Origin of the sequence: Lysinibacillus sp. NPDC095746, assembly GCF_044763535.1 — a bacterium.
GTDB lineage: Bacteria > Bacillota > Bacilli > Bacillales_A > Planococcaceae > Lysinibacillus.
Genome location: NZ_JBIWGL010000052.1, coordinates 1 through 19,853 on the forward strand (window position 1 = coordinate 1; position 19,853 = coordinate 19,853).

The 19,853-nt window shown below is 36.5% G+C and carries 19 protein-coding genes and 1 pseudogene; 19 read left to right on the forward strand and 1 reads right to left on the reverse strand.

What is annotated here, in order from left to right; genetic code table 11:
• The first annotated feature begins 317 nt into the window (after positions 1–317).
• From ACIQ7N_RS23000 to ACIQ7N_RS23010, 3 genes are all read left to right on the forward strand, one after another.
• On the forward strand, positions 318–569 hold the full coding sequence (locus ACIQ7N_RS23000) for a hypothetical protein (protein WP_132363863.1): 252 nt from the start codon (positions 318–320) through the stop codon (positions 567–569).
• A gap of 514 nt (positions 570–1,083) precedes the next feature.
• Positions 1,084–1,245, forward strand: a complete 162-nt coding sequence (locus ACIQ7N_RS23005; RefSeq protein WP_402936498.1) for a hypothetical protein — start codon at positions 1,084–1,086, stop codon at positions 1,243–1,245.
• 903 nt (positions 1,246–2,148) lie between these two features.
• Entirely contained in the window at positions 2,149–2,997 is an 849-nt protein-coding gene (locus ACIQ7N_RS23010) for a CPBP family intramembrane glutamic endopeptidase (RefSeq protein WP_402936500.1), read from the forward strand.
• Positions 2,998–3,216: 219 nt separating this feature from the next.
• Here the strand turns inward: ACIQ7N_RS23010 and ACIQ7N_RS23015 are convergent, their stop codons facing one another.
• Positions 3,217–4,089 (reverse strand): glycine betaine ABC transporter substrate-binding protein, encoded by an 873-nt coding sequence (locus ACIQ7N_RS23015; RefSeq protein ID WP_248717982.1) that lies wholly within the window; start codon positions 4,087–4,089, stop codon positions 3,217–3,219.
• Between the two features lie 284 nt (positions 4,090–4,373).
• Between ACIQ7N_RS23015 and ACIQ7N_RS23020 the strand changes: the two genes are divergently transcribed.
• From ACIQ7N_RS23020 to ACIQ7N_RS23095, 16 genes and pseudogenes are all read left to right on the forward strand, one after another.
• Positions 4,374–5,291, forward strand: coding sequence for an ABC transporter ATP-binding protein (locus tag ACIQ7N_RS23020; RefSeq protein WP_402936502.1), 918 nt, complete (start codon positions 4,374–4,376; stop codon positions 5,289–5,291).
• The gene (locus ACIQ7N_RS23025; protein WP_402936504.1) at positions 5,288–6,040 is read left to right on the forward strand and encodes an ABC transporter permease; all 753 of its coding nucleotides are present in this window, start codon (positions 5,288–5,290) and stop codon (positions 6,038–6,040) included. The genes ACIQ7N_RS23020 and ACIQ7N_RS23025 overlap by 4 nt, the downstream gene beginning before the upstream one ends.
• Before the next feature lie 12 nt (positions 6,041–6,052).
• Positions 6,053–6,784, forward strand: coding sequence for an ABC transporter permease (locus ACIQ7N_RS23030; RefSeq protein ID WP_402936529.1), 732 nt, complete (start codon positions 6,053–6,055; stop codon positions 6,782–6,784).
• A gap of 19 nt (positions 6,785–6,803) precedes the next feature.
• Positions 6,804–7,154: a YxeA family protein gene (locus ACIQ7N_RS23035; RefSeq protein WP_402936506.1), complete on the forward strand. Its 351-nt coding sequence runs from the start codon at positions 6,804–6,806 to the stop codon at positions 7,152–7,154.
• Between the two features lie 79 nt (positions 7,155–7,233).
• Positions 7,234–7,947: a response regulator transcription factor gene (locus ACIQ7N_RS23040; RefSeq protein WP_402936508.1), complete on the forward strand. Its 714-nt coding sequence runs from the start codon at positions 7,234–7,236 to the stop codon at positions 7,945–7,947.
• A complete protein-coding gene (locus ACIQ7N_RS23045; RefSeq protein ID WP_402936510.1) occupies positions 7,948–9,348 on the forward strand; it encodes a sensor histidine kinase in 1,401 nt (466 codons plus the stop codon). It begins immediately after the preceding gene.
• Positions 9,349–9,493: 145 nt separating this feature from the next.
• Positions 9,494–10,519 (forward strand): manganese efflux pump, encoded by a 1,026-nt coding sequence (locus tag ACIQ7N_RS23050; protein WP_402936512.1) that lies wholly within the window; start codon positions 9,494–9,496, stop codon positions 10,517–10,519.
• Between the two features lie 251 nt (positions 10,520–10,770).
• Complete coding sequence (isdC, locus tag ACIQ7N_RS23055; RefSeq protein ID WP_402936514.1) at positions 10,771–11,370, forward strand: heme uptake protein IsdC; 600 nt, start codon at positions 10,771–10,773, stop codon at positions 11,368–11,370.
• On the forward strand, positions 11,370–12,842 hold the full coding sequence (locus ACIQ7N_RS23060; RefSeq protein WP_402936516.1) for an NEAT domain-containing protein: 1,473 nt from the start codon (positions 11,370–11,372) through the stop codon (positions 12,840–12,842). Before isdC ends, ACIQ7N_RS23060 begins: the two co-directional genes overlap by 1 nt.
• 86 nt (positions 12,843–12,928) lie before the next feature.
• Positions 12,929–14,200: an NEAT domain-containing protein gene (locus ACIQ7N_RS23065; protein ID WP_402936517.1), complete on the forward strand. Its 1,272-nt coding sequence runs from the start codon at positions 12,929–12,931 to the stop codon at positions 14,198–14,200.
• A gap of 15 nt (positions 14,201–14,215) precedes the next feature.
• Entirely contained in the window at positions 14,216–15,139 is a 924-nt protein-coding gene (isdE, locus tag ACIQ7N_RS23070) for a heme ABC transporter substrate-binding protein IsdE (protein WP_402936519.1), read from the forward strand.
• A 117-nt stretch (positions 15,140–15,256) separates the two neighbouring features.
• Positions 15,257–16,260 (forward strand): annotated as a pseudogene (locus ACIQ7N_RS23075) (FecCD family ABC transporter permease).
• A complete protein-coding gene (locus ACIQ7N_RS23080) occupies positions 16,229–16,999 on the forward strand; it encodes an ABC transporter ATP-binding protein (protein ID WP_402936521.1) in 771 nt (256 codons plus the stop codon). Before ACIQ7N_RS23075 ends, ACIQ7N_RS23080 begins: the two are co-directional and overlap by 32 nt.
• Positions 17,000–17,010: 11 nt before the next feature.
• Complete coding sequence (gene srtB / locus ACIQ7N_RS23085) at positions 17,011–17,772, forward strand: class B sortase (RefSeq protein WP_402936523.1); 762 nt, start codon at positions 17,011–17,013, stop codon at positions 17,770–17,772.
• A gap of 324 nt (positions 17,773–18,096) precedes the next feature.
• Complete coding sequence (locus ACIQ7N_RS23090; protein ID WP_402936525.1) at positions 18,097–18,624, forward strand: YceI family protein; 528 nt, start codon at positions 18,097–18,099, stop codon at positions 18,622–18,624.
• Positions 18,625–18,767: 143 nt separating this feature from the next.
• The gene (locus tag ACIQ7N_RS23095) at positions 18,768–19,694 is read left to right on the forward strand and encodes an NAD-dependent epimerase/dehydratase family protein (protein WP_402936527.1); all 927 of its coding nucleotides are present in this window, start codon (positions 18,768–18,770) and stop codon (positions 19,692–19,694) included.
• Positions 19,695–19,853 lie beyond the last annotated feature (159 nt).

Genomic DNA, 19,853 nt, shown 5'->3' on the forward strand with positions numbered 1-19,853 from the left:
ACTATTAACCACCGCTCGTTTTTTCTTCATTATAAACAAAAATACCCTATAAGATGACCTTTTTGAAAGTGTCTATCTTATAGGGTACATTTTATTACTCTGGCTGACCTTATAATACGCAGAGTGCTTTACTTGAAGACAGACCATTGAGCAGCTTGGACAGCTCTTTTTTAATTGTACTAACGGTGAAGATTAGTTGATATTTTAATATCCTTTTTTTTAATAGTATTATGTAATGGTATAAATAAATATTTTTTAAGAAAATTAAAATTTTATTCAAAAAAAGGATTTTTCCTAAAAGGAGTGTTTTTATAAAAATGTTAGGTTTATTTATAGGTATAGTACTTATCATAATAGGATTTTTTATAATTCCTATTGGCTTTATCCAATTAAAAGATGAATTAGGGGATTATAGTGATAAGCCAATTTATAAAAGAATTTTTGTTTATACTATTGAAATTTTTAGTTTCTTAAACCTTAGTAACTTCATTGGTTGGTTATTGGGTATAGGGTTTTTACTAGTTATTTCAGGTTTCTATTTTGTAATTTTATTTTTTTCTAAATTATAATACTATTTATGGAAATTAATTAGTAAAGGAAAGGAAAAGAAAAGTTAAATCGTTTCCGCCCAAACATCTTAGAAGTGACGCTGGTGACATTACACTTTCAATCGTATAAATCACCACAACCGTAAACTACAATTAAAATAACAAAACCAATGACACAGATTGTAATAAAAATCATCCATACTTTCATTAGGGTAACTAAACAGCCTTTGCTATTTCTATAAATATAGAATCCTACGATATTCATCGTTAATACATATATTACAAATATTATTAATTTCACACTCAAATTTCTATCTCCTATTAATTAGAACCATACCCATGAATACCGTATATTTTATATATCTTACATGCAAAATTAATAGGATTCAATTTCTTATACTTATCTTAATGGTTCCATCCTTTAGTAACACCAGTAGCAAGGCTGGCTGGGACTTAGATCTCGAAAATAAGCGAAGTTATAATACTACTTGGGGATAATGGGGTTTACTGGTGATACGTTGTAGGAGGAGAAAAAATGAACCCAGTAGTTGTTATTGATGTAACTAAAGATAAAATAAAGTACAAGCTTTTAAGAGAATGGAAAGTCGTGTGTGGAAATTTTCCAATTATGCATAATCGTGAAGAGTTAGACAAGTTTATAGGATTTATAGGAGAGATTATGCCGAACGGGGAGTAGGCCAGTGTTGGTTTAGTTGAATATGGTTCTTTTAATTGGTGAATCTTTTTTATAAAAATTTCATACTTAGTTAGAACAATTGACACCCTTTTAGTCATCGAATACTTCTTGAAGTGGGAGACTGCAACTGAATAAAAATAAAAATCTATTGGATTACTGTTGACAATTTAATTGATAATGATTATCATTATCGTATAAGGAATATTCCTCGGCTACAATACAGTGTAGAGAGGATGAACTTTAGCTACTTTTCTCCAGAGGTTTGCTAGTTCATGATTACGAACCTGAAACCCCCCTTATATTTCAGGAACGTGAAAATTTCAGACGACTCACCTATGGTAGGTAAGTCGTTTTTTTATGTACTTGAGCGGCTCGAAATCTAACAGATTTAAAAGTAATAGATTGGTTATCAATTGAAGATTTAAGATACTTAAAAGGGAGCAGTGGGCTAAAGGTTTTAGCTAATGTTATTTTAATTTTTTTAAAATCTGAAAAACGTAGCTGCTTTAATGCCGATTATTGTAAGAAACGCTTTGAGAGGTATCGTAATCAAACTAACTACTTTTTTATCTAGATAAGTCTTCAAAAGTAATATCATTAATGAATTTGCTTCATTAGAAAAAATCCATTTACGGATCCGTAAATGGATTTTTTCGTGCGCCCATAATGGACGCAATAAATGGGGCAAATCCAAACAACTAAAACAGAAGTAGTGGCCGACTAAGTGCAAAAAGTGTCCGTGGTAACCTGAATGTGAAGGAAGCAGGCAGCAAATTTCAATTTCTATAATCATTGGGCTTGCAAAACATTCGCTCTTTGTATATATTGTATATAAAGTATATGAACAATATTTGAATTAGTTTGAATAACTTAATGAAAATGCACATGGGAGGAAAATGATATATGAAATGGAAACTTCTTATGCTCGCTGGATGGTCAACATTAGTTGCTAGTTTGTTCTTAGCTTCTCTTTCCGGTGAAGTTTCTGCACAGTTGTTCGACTCATCAAGATATTCTCAATATTTTATCCAAGGTCTTGTGATGAGCGGGCTAGTTGTGCCTATTATTTTGTATTTATATAAGCATGTTTATCGGATGATAGGAGTTAAACCTAAGGTGCCGGTATATTCTTGGAAAAGGCTAAATCACTTTATTACTGGGGTTCTCTTGGCAAGTGCACTGGCTTCATTGGGATTCATTATAGCCAGTCTGCAAGGGTGGATAGTCATTGAAGACTGGCATACACCTAATCAGTGGTTTGGTGCGCTACTAATTAATATTTTATTTGCTATTTTTTATGAGGCTTTGCCAGAGGAATTGGGATTGCGAGGTATGCTATATGATGTCTTACGTCATAGATTTGCCGCTTGGCTATCAGTATTATTTCAAACCTTACTATTTGTATCTGTCACTGTAGCGGTTGCCCTGATTCAAGCGCTCATTGGATTTACACCAGGAGTATCCATTAACATCTTTTATATCATATTAATTTTTTGCTTTGGAATTTGTTTGCAATTGCTCCGTTTGTGGACCGGAAGCCTTTGGACCTCGATTGGCTTTCACCTCACATATCTAGAAATTATGAGGTTTGCTATCTCTCCACATCAATATGGCGTACCACCAATCATAACCTACCACGAATCAGTGCCTGGAATCGGCCTCTTAATCTCTATTTGTATGATGATTATTGGGGGCATCATTGTATCACTCGTTATACTAGGTGCGAAGCGTTTTATATGGAAAAGTACATAATTTGAACCAAACGCATCATAGATTAGTTGATTCAAATGTTTAACAATCGCAGCATAAAATAAAAAAGTCGATTCCATATTGTACTGGGAATCGACTTTTTAGTTGCAGAAACTATGTTTTTTGGCTGAACGTCTAACTAAAGCGCAGAAGATATTTTGTTGTCTTTAATTCTATTCCTAATATGAAATGCTAGACGAATATAGGAAACTCACCGTGTGCTTATTTTGCATCTTTTGTCCACTCTGAAACTTTATCTTCATTGTCTTTAATCCATTTTTTTGCGGCCTCTTTAGGATCAGCGCCTTTCATAATATCAAACATAACACTTTCAATATCTTCCGGAGTCCAGTGGAAGTTTTTAAGAACACTATACACTTCCGGACTATCTTCTTTCAATCCTTTACGTGCAAATGTCCCAATATATTCTTCGGCTCCGTATATACCTTTAGGATCGTCTAAATATTTTAAATCAAACGCGTTAAATTTCCAATGTGGAGACCAACCAGTAACGATGATTTCTTCTTTTTTCGCAATGGCTTGAGTAAGGGCTGCTGTCATCGCACCTCCAGATGAGGTAACAACATTCCAGCCTTCAAGATTACTATATTCTTTATAAGCATTTTCCGTAGTTGCTGTCATATTTGCTCCTGGATCAATGCCAGTTATCGTTTTACCAGCTTCATCTGTTAAATCCTCGATAGAATTTACATCCATATAACTAGGAACAACTAAGCCAATTTTTGCACCTGAAAGGTTTTCTCCTAAATCTACTATTTTATCTTTGTACTTCTCAACTTGTGGGGCATGTGTTTGTGGTAACCAAGCTGACACCATACCGTCAACCTCTCCTTTTGCAAGAGCTTCCCACATAATTCCGTTATCTAGTGGTGTTAGTGTTACATCATATCCTAAATCCTCTAGAACTTGTCCTACTACGTTCGTAGAGGCAATTTCAGTATCCCACTCAACATAGGCTAAGTTCACTTCATTTTTTTCTTTATTTTTCGTGCCTTCACCATCTGAGCTACAAGCACTTAATACGAACATTAATGTTAAAGCCAATCCTATCTTCAAAAATTTACCGACTCTCATAAAATCTCCCTCTCTTTATTATAGGATGAGATATATTTAAATATTTACAAGTAACAACTTAAAGTTATCAGAAGGTTGTTACTTTTGTCAAATTGGCTTATTTTATAAAACTGAAAATCTTAAATGGAGATTCGAGATAGGGCAAGAAAAAAATTCATGTTTAAGAGCCGTTTAATCTTTAATTTAAGGCTTTCGTAAGGCTCACTTTAGATTTGAGAAAGGTAAATTCATTAATGTTTTAGTTGAACAGAAATTAAAAGACTTGAACGGAGATGATTTTTTCCATGAATACATCGGCTATTGTGCAAACACAAAATCTTACCAAAAAGTATGGATCTATTCATTCAGTAAATAAAGTAGATCTTTATGTTCAGGAAGGAGAAATTTATGGGTTTTTGGGCCCGAATGGTGCTGGAAAAACAACAACGCTAAAAATGCTGCTCGGACTCATTAAGCCTTCTGAAGGGACAATCAATGTATTTGGGGAAAGTTTAAACAAACGTAGGTCATCTATTTTACAACGTACGGGATCCTTGATCGAATCTCCTTCTTATTATGGGCATTTAACAGGACTCGAGAATATGAGGGTCATGCAAAGACTTAGAAATGTGCCAGATAAAAACATACATGAGGCACTTCGTATCGTACGTCTGGAAAATCAGAAGGACAAAAAAGCTGAACAATATTCGCTAGGCATGAAGCAACGATTAGGTATCGCAATGGCCTTGCTCGCCTTCCCGAAGCTATTGATTCTAGATGAACCAACGAACGGTCTTGATCCCGCAGGTATTGGTGAAATCCGAGAACTCATTAAATCATTGCCCGCACGCTACGGGATAACTGTATTGCTCTCTAGCCACATGCTTACAGAGATTGACCAAATTGCTACTTCAGTAGGCATTATCAGCGAGGGGAATCTCCTGTTTCAAGGAAGTATGGAAACTTTACGGAAAAAAGGTAGAAGCGCAATCCTTCTGAAAACCGGGGACAACACTAAAGCAGAGGAGTTGCTCCTCACGCAAGGCTATAGTCTAACAAAAAGCGGTAGCCGTCTTGAATTCGACAATCTTGCGGACAGAGAGGTTGCAGAAATAAATAGACTACTTGTGGAACATTACATTCCTGTCACTAGGATTGAAGAGCAAAAGAAAAGTTTGGAGGACATTTTCCTGGAGCTGACAGGGAAGGAGCGAAGCTTGTGATTAAAACATTAGGACTAGAATATTACAAAATACGCCGCAAAAAAATATGGATCATGATTACACTATTTCTTGGCGTGGAGATGCTGTGGGCATTCATGTCTATCACCCGATCCATAGCTAAAAATCCGGATCACGCAGTGTGGGAATCTATCATTTTCAATATATCCTCTATGAATGGGGTTTTTATGTCAATTATTTCGGCCATTGTTGTCTCCCGTATTTGTGATATGGAGCATAAAGGGGCGACCTGGAAAATGCTTATTGCTACTAATATAAGACGCGGCAATCTCTACGCAGCGAAGTATATATGTGCGAATAGTTTGCTCTTGTTTGGCATTCTTACACAGGCAGTAATGATAATTGTATTCGGATTGATGAAAGGTTTCCCTGGCACACCTCCTATAGAGATTCTACTTCAGTTTATTGTGGGTAATTTGCTGACGACTCTCGCTGTTACGGCACTTCAGCAGTGGATTTCTCTAGCCATTAAAAACCAAACCTTTGCGCTGTGCTTAGGTATGTTAGGCGGTTTCATCGGGATGACAGCAGGACTATTCCCGGCTGGAGCAAGACATATTTTTATATGGGCGTATTATTTGGACCTCAGCCCGGTAACTTTTCATTACATGGAGTCTACGAGTCTCTATATAACACAGTCTGTAGGGACAGGTATTATATTGCTTGCGCTAGCGATGACCGTTCTATTTTATATTGCCGGAAGCATCCATGTATCCCGGCAGGAAATCTGAGGTGAAAAGATGATAAAACGAAGTATTTTTGCTGAATTGCTCAAGTTGCGACATTCTCGTATAGGTCTTGTACTAGCTATACTTCCTAGCATAAGTCTGATGATTGGATGTGCAAATTTTTATCTTAATCAAGGAGTTTTGGAAAATGGATGGTACAGCTTATGGAATCAAGTTTGCATATTTTACGGGGAGTTTTTCCTGCCTATTTTGGTTGCCATCTGCTGTTCCTATGTATGTAGACTAGAGCATTTGAACCGAAATTGGAATATGATTTTGACCTCTCCTGTATCGGTTGCAAGTATATTTCTTGCCAAATTGCTTGTTGTTAGCATCTTAATGCTGTTCACACAAGCATTTTTCCTAGGGTTGTACTGGTTAGCGGGTACCTTGTTCTCCTTACCTGGCCATTTTCCTATAGAGACGATTGGCTGGTCCGTACGTGGTTGGTATGCCACTTTATCCATTAGTGCTCTACAATTGGCAATATCGTTACGAATACGTAGCTTTGCAACACCAATCGGCATTTGTCTTTGTGCAGTCTTTATCGGTTTAGGTATGTATACTGCTAATCTAGGTATATTTTTTCCGTATTCACTTCTCACGATTGGCATGAGTGTCTTAAATCAAGATCAGCTGACTGCTATACAGAATATTTTATTTTGGGTGACAAATTTATCTTTCATCATTATTTTTGCATCGATAGCCATTCGCCGCTTGAAAAATAAAGATATTGTTTCATCTTAATTATTTGGAGGAATTTTAGATGAGAAAAATAGTGCTGATACTGGGACTTATCATTGTGCTTGGGGCATGCTTGTTGTTGTTCTTTTTTACCCCAGAGAAGTTGACACCTGAAAATCCTGCTGGAAAGACTATCTATTATGCATTGATAAACGATTCAGGTGTTCAAGATAATAATAAACGCTACGACTATGAGGTGACTGCTTATAGTAAGAAAGGGAAGGAAAAAAAGCTTGAGTTTTCAGCAGGAAAACAATTAAGAAAAGGAGCTTATGTTCAGCTGTATTACACACGTATTCGAGGTGTTACTTATTGGGCAGAAGTTTCCTATGAGGAGTTGCCAGTGATAGTTCAACAGAAGTATGAAAAATAAATAAAAAGAATAACGGCTGGAATTGGGAAAATGCTGATAATCCTCCTATTCATGTATAATAAAAGTCAGGTGATGTAGCGTGGGAAATTTAAAAGACAAAAAAATATTAATAGTAGATGATGAACCGGAGATAAGCAAAATGATTGAAGGTTTTTTGAGAAAAGATGGTTTTTTCCGTATATATAGCGCAACTGATTGCAGCTCCGCCCTGTCAATCTGTCAAACAGATAAGCCGGATATAGCAATTCTTGATGTCATGCTACCTGATGGCGACGGATTTTCACTTTTGTCATCCATCAGACAATTCTCGGAAATGCCAATCCTTTTTCTTTCGGCACGGGGAGAGGATGAAGACCGTTTACTAGGACTAGGGCTAGGCGCAGATGATTATATTGTGAAGCCGTTTTTACCGCGGGAACTAGTATTACGACTTACGGCAATTCTAAAAAGAGTATACTCCTCGCCTGTTTCGGAGAAATTGTCTGTTTTCCAACTTGGAGAACAGACCATTAATCTAGAAAGTGCAGTCGTAAATAAAAATCAAAAGGAGCTACCATTGACCGCGAAGGAGCATGCTATTCTTGTGAAATTGTATGAAAATCAGGGGAAAATTGTTACAAGTGATGCCCTATGTCAGGCAGTTTGGGGAGATGACAGCTACGGTTATGAAAATACATTGATGGTACATATTAGGAGAGTTCGTGAAAAAATCGAGACGGATCCTTCCAAACCAATTTATCTTCTCACTGTTAGGGGACTGGGATATAAACTGTTAGCGAAGGAGACAAGATAAGTGGAAGGAGTTAGTCGCATATTACGACGATTTGTTGTTGCCACTATTTTAATCTCAATATTTCTGCTTATTTTTAACTTCGTCATGTTATGGGGGCTAGTGTTCACAGAAAATAATCAAGCTCCGTCCCCAGAAGACGTAGTGAAGCAAGTCGTTCAAGGTATAAATAAGCGGGGCGACAACTATCAAATAAACGCGCATACCGCTGAGCTTCTACAAAAAAATAATGCCTGGGCTATGTTAATCGGTGAAGATGGCCATGTGCTATGGGACTATCATCTACCTAATGATGTTCCACAATCGTATAGTCTAGTCGAAGTAGCCAAGCTTTCACGTTATTATCTTATGGAATATCCTGTTTATACTTGGGAGCATCAAGATGGTCTTATTGTGATAGGATATCCAAAGAAAAGTCACTGGAGGTATCAATTTGATTATCTTTCAGAATGGGTAGAGTCTCTCCCTTTGAGGCTTATACTGTTGCTGATTTCTAATATAGTACTTGCTTTGCTAATATCTATTATGATTGGGACAAGACTTATAAGAAAGGTGCGTCCTCTTGTGGACGGGGTTCATAGTCTTGCTAAGGAAGAAGTGGTTCAGCTGGACGCCAAAGGAATATTTGGTGATTTGGCACAGAGTATTAATTCTACGTCTACTATGCTTCAACATAAAACGGATGCTTTGAAGGTACGCGATGAGGCACGTTCCAACTGGATTACTGGTATTTCCCATGATATTCGGACGCCGCTCTCCCTAGTTCTCGGCTATGCGAGTGACCTGGAGGAAAATTCAGACTTACCAGAGGTGCAGAGACATCAAGCTAGCATTATCCGGCGTCAAGGCGAGAAGCTACGATCACTTGTAAGTGATCTAAATTTGGTCTCGATGCTTGAGTATGAAATGCAACCTTTACATTTGAAGAACATCCGACTATCGGTATTGGCGAGACAGGTTGCCACTGATTTTTTTAATAGCGGAATAGATGATCGCTATTCTATTTATTTAAAACTGGGCACTGAAGCAGCACAAATCATGGGCGACGAGAAATTACTTTTTAGAGCAATTAACAATCTTATCCATAACAGTATACGTCACAACCCTGAGGGGTGCGAAATTATACTAGAAACCAAATTATCTAAGGAAGGTTCCAAGTATCGCTTTATCGTAAAAGATAATGGTAAAGGTATTCCGCAAGAACAATTAAAGGATATTACCGAGTTACCTTATTCACCAAAGAGAAAGGGAACTATTAAGCAAGGTCATGGTTTGGGGCTTCCGATGGTGGCAAGGATTGCGAAGGCACATCATGGTAGCCTTATTCTTGAAAATGATGTAGATCAAAGAGGTCTAAAAGTTATTATGGAATTCCCTGTAAATCATCAAAGTGTAGAAAATTAGAAAAAACGAAGAGGAAAATAAAATATTTTAGAGAGTTTAAACGAGAGGCTAGGACAAAACTAGCTATATTAAAGAAAAAAGGGAGATCGATGCTGTTCGATTTCCCTTTTTACTTTCCTCTATTTCACGCTGTTAATACAGTATATTGTTAGCTGAACAAGCATCTGAGACTGTTCAAAAAATACAAACTGTTACTAGTGAAGTAGAAGAAACATTTACGAATGTGTCTATTAATACGCAAGAGCTTTTACACTTTGATAATAAAGTAGCGCCTGATTATGAGCTTTTCCAAAACAGTGGAATGCAATATAAAGAAGATGCTATGCACTTTAATGAGGTACCAACATTTATTGGAATGCTGAAATATTCTATGTTAGAAATACAAAAAGCAATTGAAAATGCCAATGTCGTAATAGAGTCATCTAATCAGTCGAATGAAATAGCCAAACGTATTTCGAAAACTTTACAAGCAATACAGCATGTAGCAAAGTCATCCGTTGAAACCGCAAATAAGCACTCCGTTCAAAACATCGATGAACAAAAATTTTATTCCTTCATATCCTATGTGAGAATGGATTTTACGTTATTGAGGAGGAAAAGAATGCATTGGATAGCCATCATTCTTATTGGGATAGCTGCCAACTTAGATAATTTAGGAATTGGTCTCGCCTATGGTATTAAGCGAGTGAAAATACCCATATTATCCAATGCGGTAATTGCTCTAATTTCAATGATTGTCACATACGCTGCAGTAACAGCTGGAAGCGTAGTTATTAATTTTATCTCTCCGGATTTCGCAAATTTAATAGGGAGTCTTTTACTTTGTGCGATTGGGATATGGACTTTATTATCTAGTCGCTTTTCTAAACAAGGAATATTGGGAAATCCTGAAGTATTTGATGAGGATAAAAATTATATAATTTCAATTCGAGAAGCAATGACGCTCGGCTTTGTCTTATCAGCCAACTGTTTAGCAGGAGGAATAGCACTTGGGGCCAATGGTATTTCTGCGATTTGGACAGTTATTTCTATCGGTGTCTTTTCGTTCATCACAGTAGGAGCTGGTGTTCATTTTGGAGTCTTACTGACAAAGACTTTTATTGGAAAACACTCAACCGCTATTTCAGGGTGGCTACTTATTCTTATAGCGATTATTGAAATAGTTTCTTAAATATACTAGATGTCTAGTTGGGATGAATAAATAGAAAAGGGCATTTTAATTAAAAATATAGGAAATATCACATGTTATTTACGTGATATTTCTTTTTTTGAAGGTAATTTGACGTATTGAGGACGAATTTGGTTTTGTTATTGACATACACTGGCATAAACGATTATTCTTGGTAATGAGGGTATAAATGAGAATGATTTTCGTTTTCAATAAATTACTTTCAATTATTTTTCAGAGGAGGCGTACAACACATGAAGAAATTAATGATGTTCGTCATGCTTGCAACTTTCTTTGTTTGTAACTTTGCGTTACCACAAGCATCTGCTCAACTAGCTGACGGTACACATTCGATAAAATATCAGGTCAATAAACCTGAGAGCAACTCTGTATCCATTGCCAATGATTATTTTTTAAAACCAGCAAAGGTCACATTGAAAAATGGGACAGCTACTGTTCAAATTACATTAAAAAATAGTGCATGGATCACAAAATTCCAACCGCCTGGTGGAGCAACTGTAGTAAACGAAGATAAAGCAGCAGATACTCGTACTGTACAATTTACAGTTAAAGATTTAACGAAACCTGTTGTAACTTCTATGAAAATTGATATTGACGATATTAATTATCACCATGAATACAGCGTTTCATTAGTATTTGATGCAGCATCTGGAGGAAGCACAACTACAGCATCTGATTCGAAAACTACTAATGCACCAACAAATTCTTCTGAAAGTCATGTGCCGAATCCACAAACAAGTGATGTTACACCGTATTTATTAATTGTGGCATTAGTTGGATCAGCATTTTTACTTTATAGAAAAAAAATACAAACAAAAACGGAGGGTCAATAATGGCTAAAAAACAACAATCACGCGCAACAAAAATAGTACTAGCTTCATTGCTAGCAGCATCGCTTTCAGCACCATCATTTGCATCTGCAAAGGTAGCTGAAGTAACGACTACAAATGCTGAAGTAAAAGTAGGGGCAATTAAATCAGAAAATGTTGATACTGTAGTAGATTTCCACATCTTTAAGCCTGGTACAACAGAACCCCAACCTGCAATTAGCGCTCATCTTGTTACAACAGGCACAATCGTTGAGAAGGATGGAAAATTTGAGGCAAAATTAACGGTAGCAGCAAAATCTGCTCCAATGATCGCAGGTTTACAAACAAAGCAAGGTGATAAGTTAGTAGATGCTACTGAAGTTAAAAATGCAGATGGCACAATTACATACAGTTTCCCAGTTGTAGCTGGTGAAGTATTACAAGCGAAAATTCACGTTGTCGTAGCTTCAGCTAATATGGACAAGTGGTATGATTTTGATTTAAAAGCAGTAGAAAATAAGAAAGTAACTACTACTGAAGAAAATGGTAAATCTGAAGAGGTTAAAGAAGACGTTAAAGTAAATGAAGTGGCTGTCACTGTTTACAAAAACGGTACTTCTGAAGAATCTATTATGAAGCAATATATTCAACCAAAAGTAGGCGTATCAGTAGTAGATGGTAAAAACGTAGTTACTATGACATTCCCCCAAGGTCAATATGTTAAAGGATTCAAAGTGGAGGGAATAGAAGCGACTTTAGTAAGTAAAGACGATACAACAAATACTAGTAAGTACTCATTTGTAGTGGCAGACTTAAAGAAACTTGTAAATGCTCAGCTACATATTGTTGTGAATGAGCCAGAAAAAGGCGTGAACTATGACTCAAACCATCAAGTACAATTTAGCTTTGCTGTCGAAGGCGCAGTGAAACCAGTAGTGAATCCGTTTAAAGATATTAGTAATGACGGTAATAAAGAGGCAATCTTAGCATTATACAGTAAGGGAATTGTTAAGGGGCAAGATAATTTTAAACCATATGACAATATTACACGCTCTCAATTTGCGTTAATGATTGCACGTTCATTAAACTTATCTTCTACAACAAATGCTGGCTTTAAAGATACAGCGAAACTTGATACAGAACGTGTACAAGCAATCAATGCCTTAGCTGAGGCTGGAATAGTCGTAAAGGCAGAGAACTTTAATCCAAATGGAACACTTACTCGACAACAAGCAGCAGTGATGATTTACCGTGCAGTAGCACACGTTGCAGGAAAAGAATTGAACTATGGTGATCCAAGCTTATCTTATTATGCTGATGCTGCAACTGTTACAAGTGAAGAAGCGAAGAAAGCCTTTGCGTTCCTATATGCAGGTAAAATCATGACTGGATCTGTAAATGCGAATGGCAAAACTGTTATTAATGCAAGCAGTCCATTAAAACGCACACAAATGGCAAAAATTTTAAATGGCTCATTACAATACATGAATAAATAGTACGGTTACAGCCACAGCCACTTCCTTTCTCACATATTTGAGAAAGGAAGTGACTGTGCTCTTAAAGAATTTGGAGGAATTTACAAGTGATTAGCAATAGAAAAATAGTTCAAGTATTCGTTTTGAGTACTTTTTTACTGATGCTTTTCCCTCCATGGCTTCAGGCAAAAGCTGAAGAATCTGTATTAGAAAATGGGAGTTATCAAGTTGAACTAAGTTTTTCATCTCTAGATGGAGGGAAAGACAATATTTTTAGCGAATTGGCGACGATTGATGTAAAGAACGGTCAATTTAGCTTGAATTTGGCTATAAGGAAGCCATTGCGTATAAGAGATTTACATATCGAACAGCAGGAAAATGAGCTTTCGTCAAACGTTCAGACTGAAAATTTAGTTCAATTTGATGTCAAGGATTTACATCGGCCTCTTATCATTAAAGGTGAGGTAGCATTTTCATCCTCTGAGGAATATGTCCCTTTTTCCAAGGAGCTTCAATTACAGTTAACAACCCTTTCAACAATTGTGCAAAAGGATGAGGAAGTTATTCCAAAAAACGAAATTGACGACTCTATTTCAGAAGAAATCTATGATAAGGAATGGTCAATGAATTACGTATTATTAGTAGATGGAAAGAACGAACCATCCATTATGAATACATATGTAAACCCTGTTGCAGAAATAAAAGAAAAAAACGGCAAATATTATGCTCACATGACAATTTTAAAATCTAATTGGATAACAAGCTTAACTGTAGATCAACAAGGAAAACAGGTAGAGCCAAAGTTTATTTCACTTGTAAACAATGCTAGAGTTGTTGAATTTGAAATTAGTAATTTTGAAAAGCCAATACGAATGTGGGTCAAAGTTGATATACCTGAGATGTCTTATCATCATCAATATTTCGTAAATCTAAAATTTGATCAACAGCATGTAGCGCAGTTTTTAAGTAAGCCCACTGTAATAGCACTCTCTACACAAGTAGCTAGTGAAAAGCAACCTGTTATTGTTAAAGAGAAAGTCAAAAAGGCACCAGTGGAAACACAACAGGAGCCTGCAAAGCCGACTCAGTTATCACGGCCACTGCCATCATTCCAGCCAACTGTAACTGTGCCTAAGGAAGAGCGGTTAGCATTTGATCGTACACTTGACGCACCTATTGAAGATAAAGACGATGCCGAGAAAGCTGATGTTAAAGAGGAGACTATTGAAAAAGTTGCGAAGGATTCAAAAGTCGATCAGCAGCTTGCTCAGCTGAATATTGTGAAGATAGTGTTGCTAGTAGTAATTTGTATTTTATCGGGCTGGTCGCTCGTTCGTCGTTTTAAAAATGCAAGAAAAGATGCGAATGAACAGAAATAAGTAGGAGATGACTTTATGCAAAAGAATTGGAAATGTTGGTTGCTCATAATGGCGATGATGTCATTACTTTTGGTAGTCGTCGGCTGTAGTGATGGAAGTAAGCAAGAAAAGACAGAGACACCAACGGGCAAAGCACAGCCATCAACTGAAGCAACTGATGCGAATGAACACCGTATTATTGCAGGAACGGTTGTTATTGCAGATATTCTAGATAAGCTTGAGTTGGACGCTATAGCAGTGCCTGAAACAGAAAAAACATTAGCAAAACGTTTCGATAAACTGCCTACGATCGGTAACGCAATGGAGCCAGATATGGAGATTGTTAAATCATTAAATCCAACAGATGTGTTATCAGTTTCAACGTTAGAGTATGATTTACAAGATAAATTCGAGCAGTTAAAAATTCCGGTTAATTTTTTAAACTTTCAAAGTGTGGATGCCATGCTTTCCGAGATTAAAACACTTGGCGAACGCTATAATCGCGTAGAACAAGCCGAGAAGCTAGTGAATGGATTACAAAAAAATATTGATGCTGTACAAACAGTTGCAAAGAACAAAGAGGGGCCTCGTGTATTAATCTTACTTGGTATTCCAGGAAGTTATTTAGTTGCAACTGAAAATTCCTATGCGGGAGACCTTGTGAAATGTGCAGGCGGTATTAATGTAATGGAAGGGCAGGACGCTGAATACTTATCTTCGAATACCGAGTACTTGCATAATAGTAACCCTGATATTATTTTACGACTATCACACGGTATGCCAGATGAAGTTGTAAAAATGTTTGACGAGGAATTTAAAACGAATGATATTTGGAAGCATTTTAACGCAGTAAAAAACGGCAAAGTCTATGATTTGGAGGAAGAATTATTCGGTACGACAGCTTCCTTACAAGTCCCACAGGCTTTAGGACAGCTAATGGAAATCTTTTATCGTAAATAGAACAAGCAAAGCCTTGCTTTTCTAATATTTCTATTAAGCCTATGTCGAGGAATAATTGGAAAAGTTGTGAATGTGCATGTAACATGATGGAATTTGAAAAGAAAAAGGAAGTCCGGTATGACAAAAAAAATTGTAAGCTTTTCAATTGTAATTGTATTATTACTTGTCTCAGCAGTTTATGCCGCAACGACAGGTAGCATTAAAATGGGCTTTTTTGAATTTATAGGTGCATTATTTGATGAAGGAAATAGTCAAATGGAGGCTATCCGAGATTTACGATTTCCACGAATCATTGTTGCGTTGTTTGCTGGTGCAGCACTTTCCGTTTCAGGGGTACTATTACAATCAGTTATGCGTAACCCATTAGCGGATGCCGGGGTTATTGGTATATCTTCAGGAGCGGCATTTGTCCAGCTCTTTATTATTTCCTTCTTTCCAGCATTATTTTTTATGACACCTATATTAGCATTTATGGGCGGGGCATTTGCCTGCGCACTCGTCTTTGCGTTGTCATGGAAGTCAGGCTTAAGTCCATTGAAACTTATTTTAGTCGGAATCGCTATTAATGCAATGTTCACTGGGTTAACAGAGGCTTTCATTAGTTTAGGCGGTTCATTGAATACTTCAGCTTCCAGCGTTGTAGGCTCAAACTTAACGATGCGTACGTGGAAGGACGTATCAACAATTGTTACTTATGGTACTGTCGGATTAATAGCCTCCTTTGCATTATATAGTTGGTGTAATCTCCTCGTATTACAAGACAAAACAGCAAAAAGTCTAGGCTTTCCTATAGCTCGGGCTCGTCTAGTAATAGCCGCTGTTGCGGTACTATTATCAGCTGTTTCTGTTGTTGTAGCAGGAGTTATCTCGTTCGTCGGTCTGTTAGTACCACATATTTCTCGTCGTATTGTTGGACACGATCATAAGGTGCTCATACCTTTTACAGCATTAGCTGGTGCTTTACTAATATTAGTGGCAGATACGATTGGTCGCACAATTACTGTACCGCTTGAAATTCCAGCATCCACCATTATGGCGATTATCGGTGGACCATTTTTAATATTCCTATTACGAAAAGAGTGAGGAGACATGGAAATACAAGATATTATTGTATCGCATGATAATACTCGAAATCATTTAGACGGTGTATCGACGATAATTCAAAAGGGCAAAATCACAACGATTATCGGTCCAAATGGCTGTGGGAAATCAACATTATTAAATGTTATGTCCCGCAACAATATGCCGAAATCGGGGAATGTATCGTTAGAAAGCAAGGATTTGGTACACTACAAGTCAAAAGAATTTGCAAAAAAACTAGCAATTGTCTATCAACAAAATGATGTACCGAAGGATTTAACAGTAGAAAAGCTAGTGAGCTTTGGACGTCTACCACATCATTCAATGCTAAAAAGAAATCATGAGGAAGATGTCAAAGCTATTGAATGGGCACTTGCTTGCACAAATTTGTTGGAAAAACGAGAAAACAATTTAGAGGCTTTATCAGGTGGGGAACGTCAGCGAGTGTGGATTGCAATGGCTTTAGCACAGCAATCTGAAATTTTATGTTTGGATGAGCCGACAACATATTTGGATATTTATTATCAAATTGAGTTATTGGAGCTTGTAAAGGCATTAAATGAGGAATATGGCTTAACAATTGTTATGGTGCATCACGATATCAATCAGGCGATTCGCTATAGCGATCAAATCATTCTGATGAAAGCTGGACAAATAATAGCCGAAGGAGCACCACGTAACGTCATTACAAGGGAAGTTATTAAAGAAGTCTATGGGGTCGAAGCCATTTTCAGTGAGGATGAGCAATTTGGATTTTACATGGTACCTCTTGCAATATAACAGGTGATACGATGAAAATATGGGCATCTAAGTTTTTAACATTTATATATTTAGCGATATTCTTATACTCAGGCTTTGCATTAGCCAAGTACTTATACACGTACTATGAGACTTCAAAATCATTGGAAGAAGTACAAACGATTTACCAATCAACATTGGCTTCTTTAGAAGATAAACCAGATGAAATCTCATCAACACCATTTACAATCCGTCCACAATTCAATGATTTACTTACTGTAAATAATAATATTGTTGGATGGATTTCTGCAGACGGGACAAAGCTTAATAATCCAATTTTACAAGCTGAAAACAATGATTTTTATTTAAATCATAATTATAAAGATCGAGAAAGTCGTGCAGGCAGTGTATTTATGGACTATCGTAATAATGTGCAAAATATAAACCAAAATACTATTTTGTACGGTCATGCTATGAAGAATAGTACGATGTTTGGGAGTCTTCAAAATTACTTAAATCAGCAATATGCAAACGAGCATCCTATCATTTATTTAGATACACTATATGAAGGTTATAACGTTGAAATTTTTGCAGTATATGAAACTACCATTGATTTTTATTATATTGAAACAGAGTTTAAGAGCAATGATATTTACTTAAAATTTTTAGACGACATTCAAGCACGCTCTTCAATCGAAATGAATGTAGAGCTTGGACCAGAAGACAAAATTCTTACACTATCCACTTGTAAGGATTCTGTCATGAGTGACGACTATCGTTTTGTCGTCCAAGGTAAATTAGTGAAACGCAGATAGATAAGGAGTTTCTCCATTTCATTGGGAAGCTTCTTTTTTATTTAAAGAAAGTAGGTGGAGTAATTTTCTAAACGGAGAAATCGCTCAGGTAGTTTCTGAAAATGCCTTGGTCAAAAATTTTTTAAAAATAACTTGACGTAAGTAGATTATTAATATATAGTAAGTTACAGAAAGTAATCAATTACTTTTCGTAACTACTGTTAACTAGGATGCAACAGAAGTAACTACAAATGTTTAATGTTAAACATAATTTAAGTAGTTACTTCATATTTTATAATATATCTCGAATTCGAGATAAAAACAACCCAATTGGAGGAATTTATAATGGCAAAATGGAACATTGATTTAGGACACTCAGCAATTAACTTTCAAGTAAAACACATGATGGTATCAAAAGTAAAAGGTGTATTCGATACTTATTCAGCAGATATTGAAGCGGCAGATCTTGCAGATTTAACAACAGCAAGCATTAGCTTTACAATTGATCCAGCTAGCATCAATACACGTAGTGAAGATCGAGATAATCACTTAAAAGCAGCAGATTTCTTCGATGCTGAAAAATATCCGACAATTACATTTAAATCTACAAACATTGCAAAAAAATCAAATGATGAATATGCGGTTACAGGTGATTTAACAATTAAAGACGTAACGAAATCAGTAACATTTGATACTGAATTTAATGGTAAAGGTACAAATCCATGGGGCCAAGAAGTTTATGGCTTTGAATCTACAACATCCATCAATCGTGAAGATTTTGGCTTAACTTGGAATGCGGCATTGGAAACTGGCGGTGTTCTAGTTGGGAAAGACATCAAAATTACAGTTGAACTGGAAGTAAACCCAGCTTAATTTTGTAAAATGTGCTCGATTTCATATCGGGCACATTTTTTTATAATAAAACATTGCCAGAAAATAACATAACAAATAAGTTGCTTGCATAATTTTAGTAATTACTGCATATAAAACATCATATTGTTTTTGGGGGCGATGGGATGAATGTATTAGTGACAGGTGGTTATGGTTTTATTGGTAGTGCAGTGGCTAGGCGTTTTTTTAAAGAGGGTGCAAATGTTTATATTATTGATAATTTAAGTACCGGTCATTTACGCAATGTCGACTTTGATCATAAATCTTATCTTTTGAATGTGGAAGATGAAGTTTGTGAGCATCTTTTTAAAGAAACATCATTTGATGTGGTCATCCATTGCGCAGCACAAACGAGTGTTCAAAAATCGGTGCAAGAGCCAGTGAAGGATGTTTTAACAAATATTGTAGGGCTTAGTCAGATGCTCTTCTTATCGTCAAAATATAAAGTAAAGCATTTCGTTTTTGCCTCGTCAGCAGCTGTTTATGGTGATAGTCACTATCCACCATTAGAAGAAACAGATGTTAGTGAGCCGATTTCGATGTATGGATTAAACAAAAGTATCGGTGAGACATACTGTGAAAAATGGCAAAGAGATTATCGTTTACCAACATTAATTTATAGATTTGCTAATGTATTCGGTCCAAGGCAATGTATGCGCGGGGAAATGGCGGTTATTCCTAGCATGTTAAAAAGCAGTATAGAAGGAAAACCCTTTACGATTTATGGAGATGGGGAACAAACGCGAGATTTCATATATGTAGATGACATTGCGGATGCTATTTATGCTGGTGTACAGGCTAGATTACAGGGCATTTATAATGTATCAACGAATGAGGCATGGTCGATTCATCAAGTCATTTTATTATTACAGCATTTAAATCATCCTTTAGAAATTCAATATGCACCTGCGAGAGAGGGAGATATTGAGCATTCATTTTTAAATAACGCTAAGTTGGCAAAGGCGATAGGGTGGAGACCAAAAACTACTTTTGCGGAAGGCATAGAGCGTACATTGCAAGCTTTACAAAATGAAAAGATAGTGGAAATTTAATTAAATTATAAATAAGGTGATTTGAGTGGGGACTGGGTGACTCCATGGAGACCAGCAAAGCGGATGGTATGTCAACACTAAACTGGACAAAAATTATAAGGGCTGTTGCTTGAATTCTACTGGTGTTAAATAGCCTAGTGTTCCGTGAATTCGAATGTT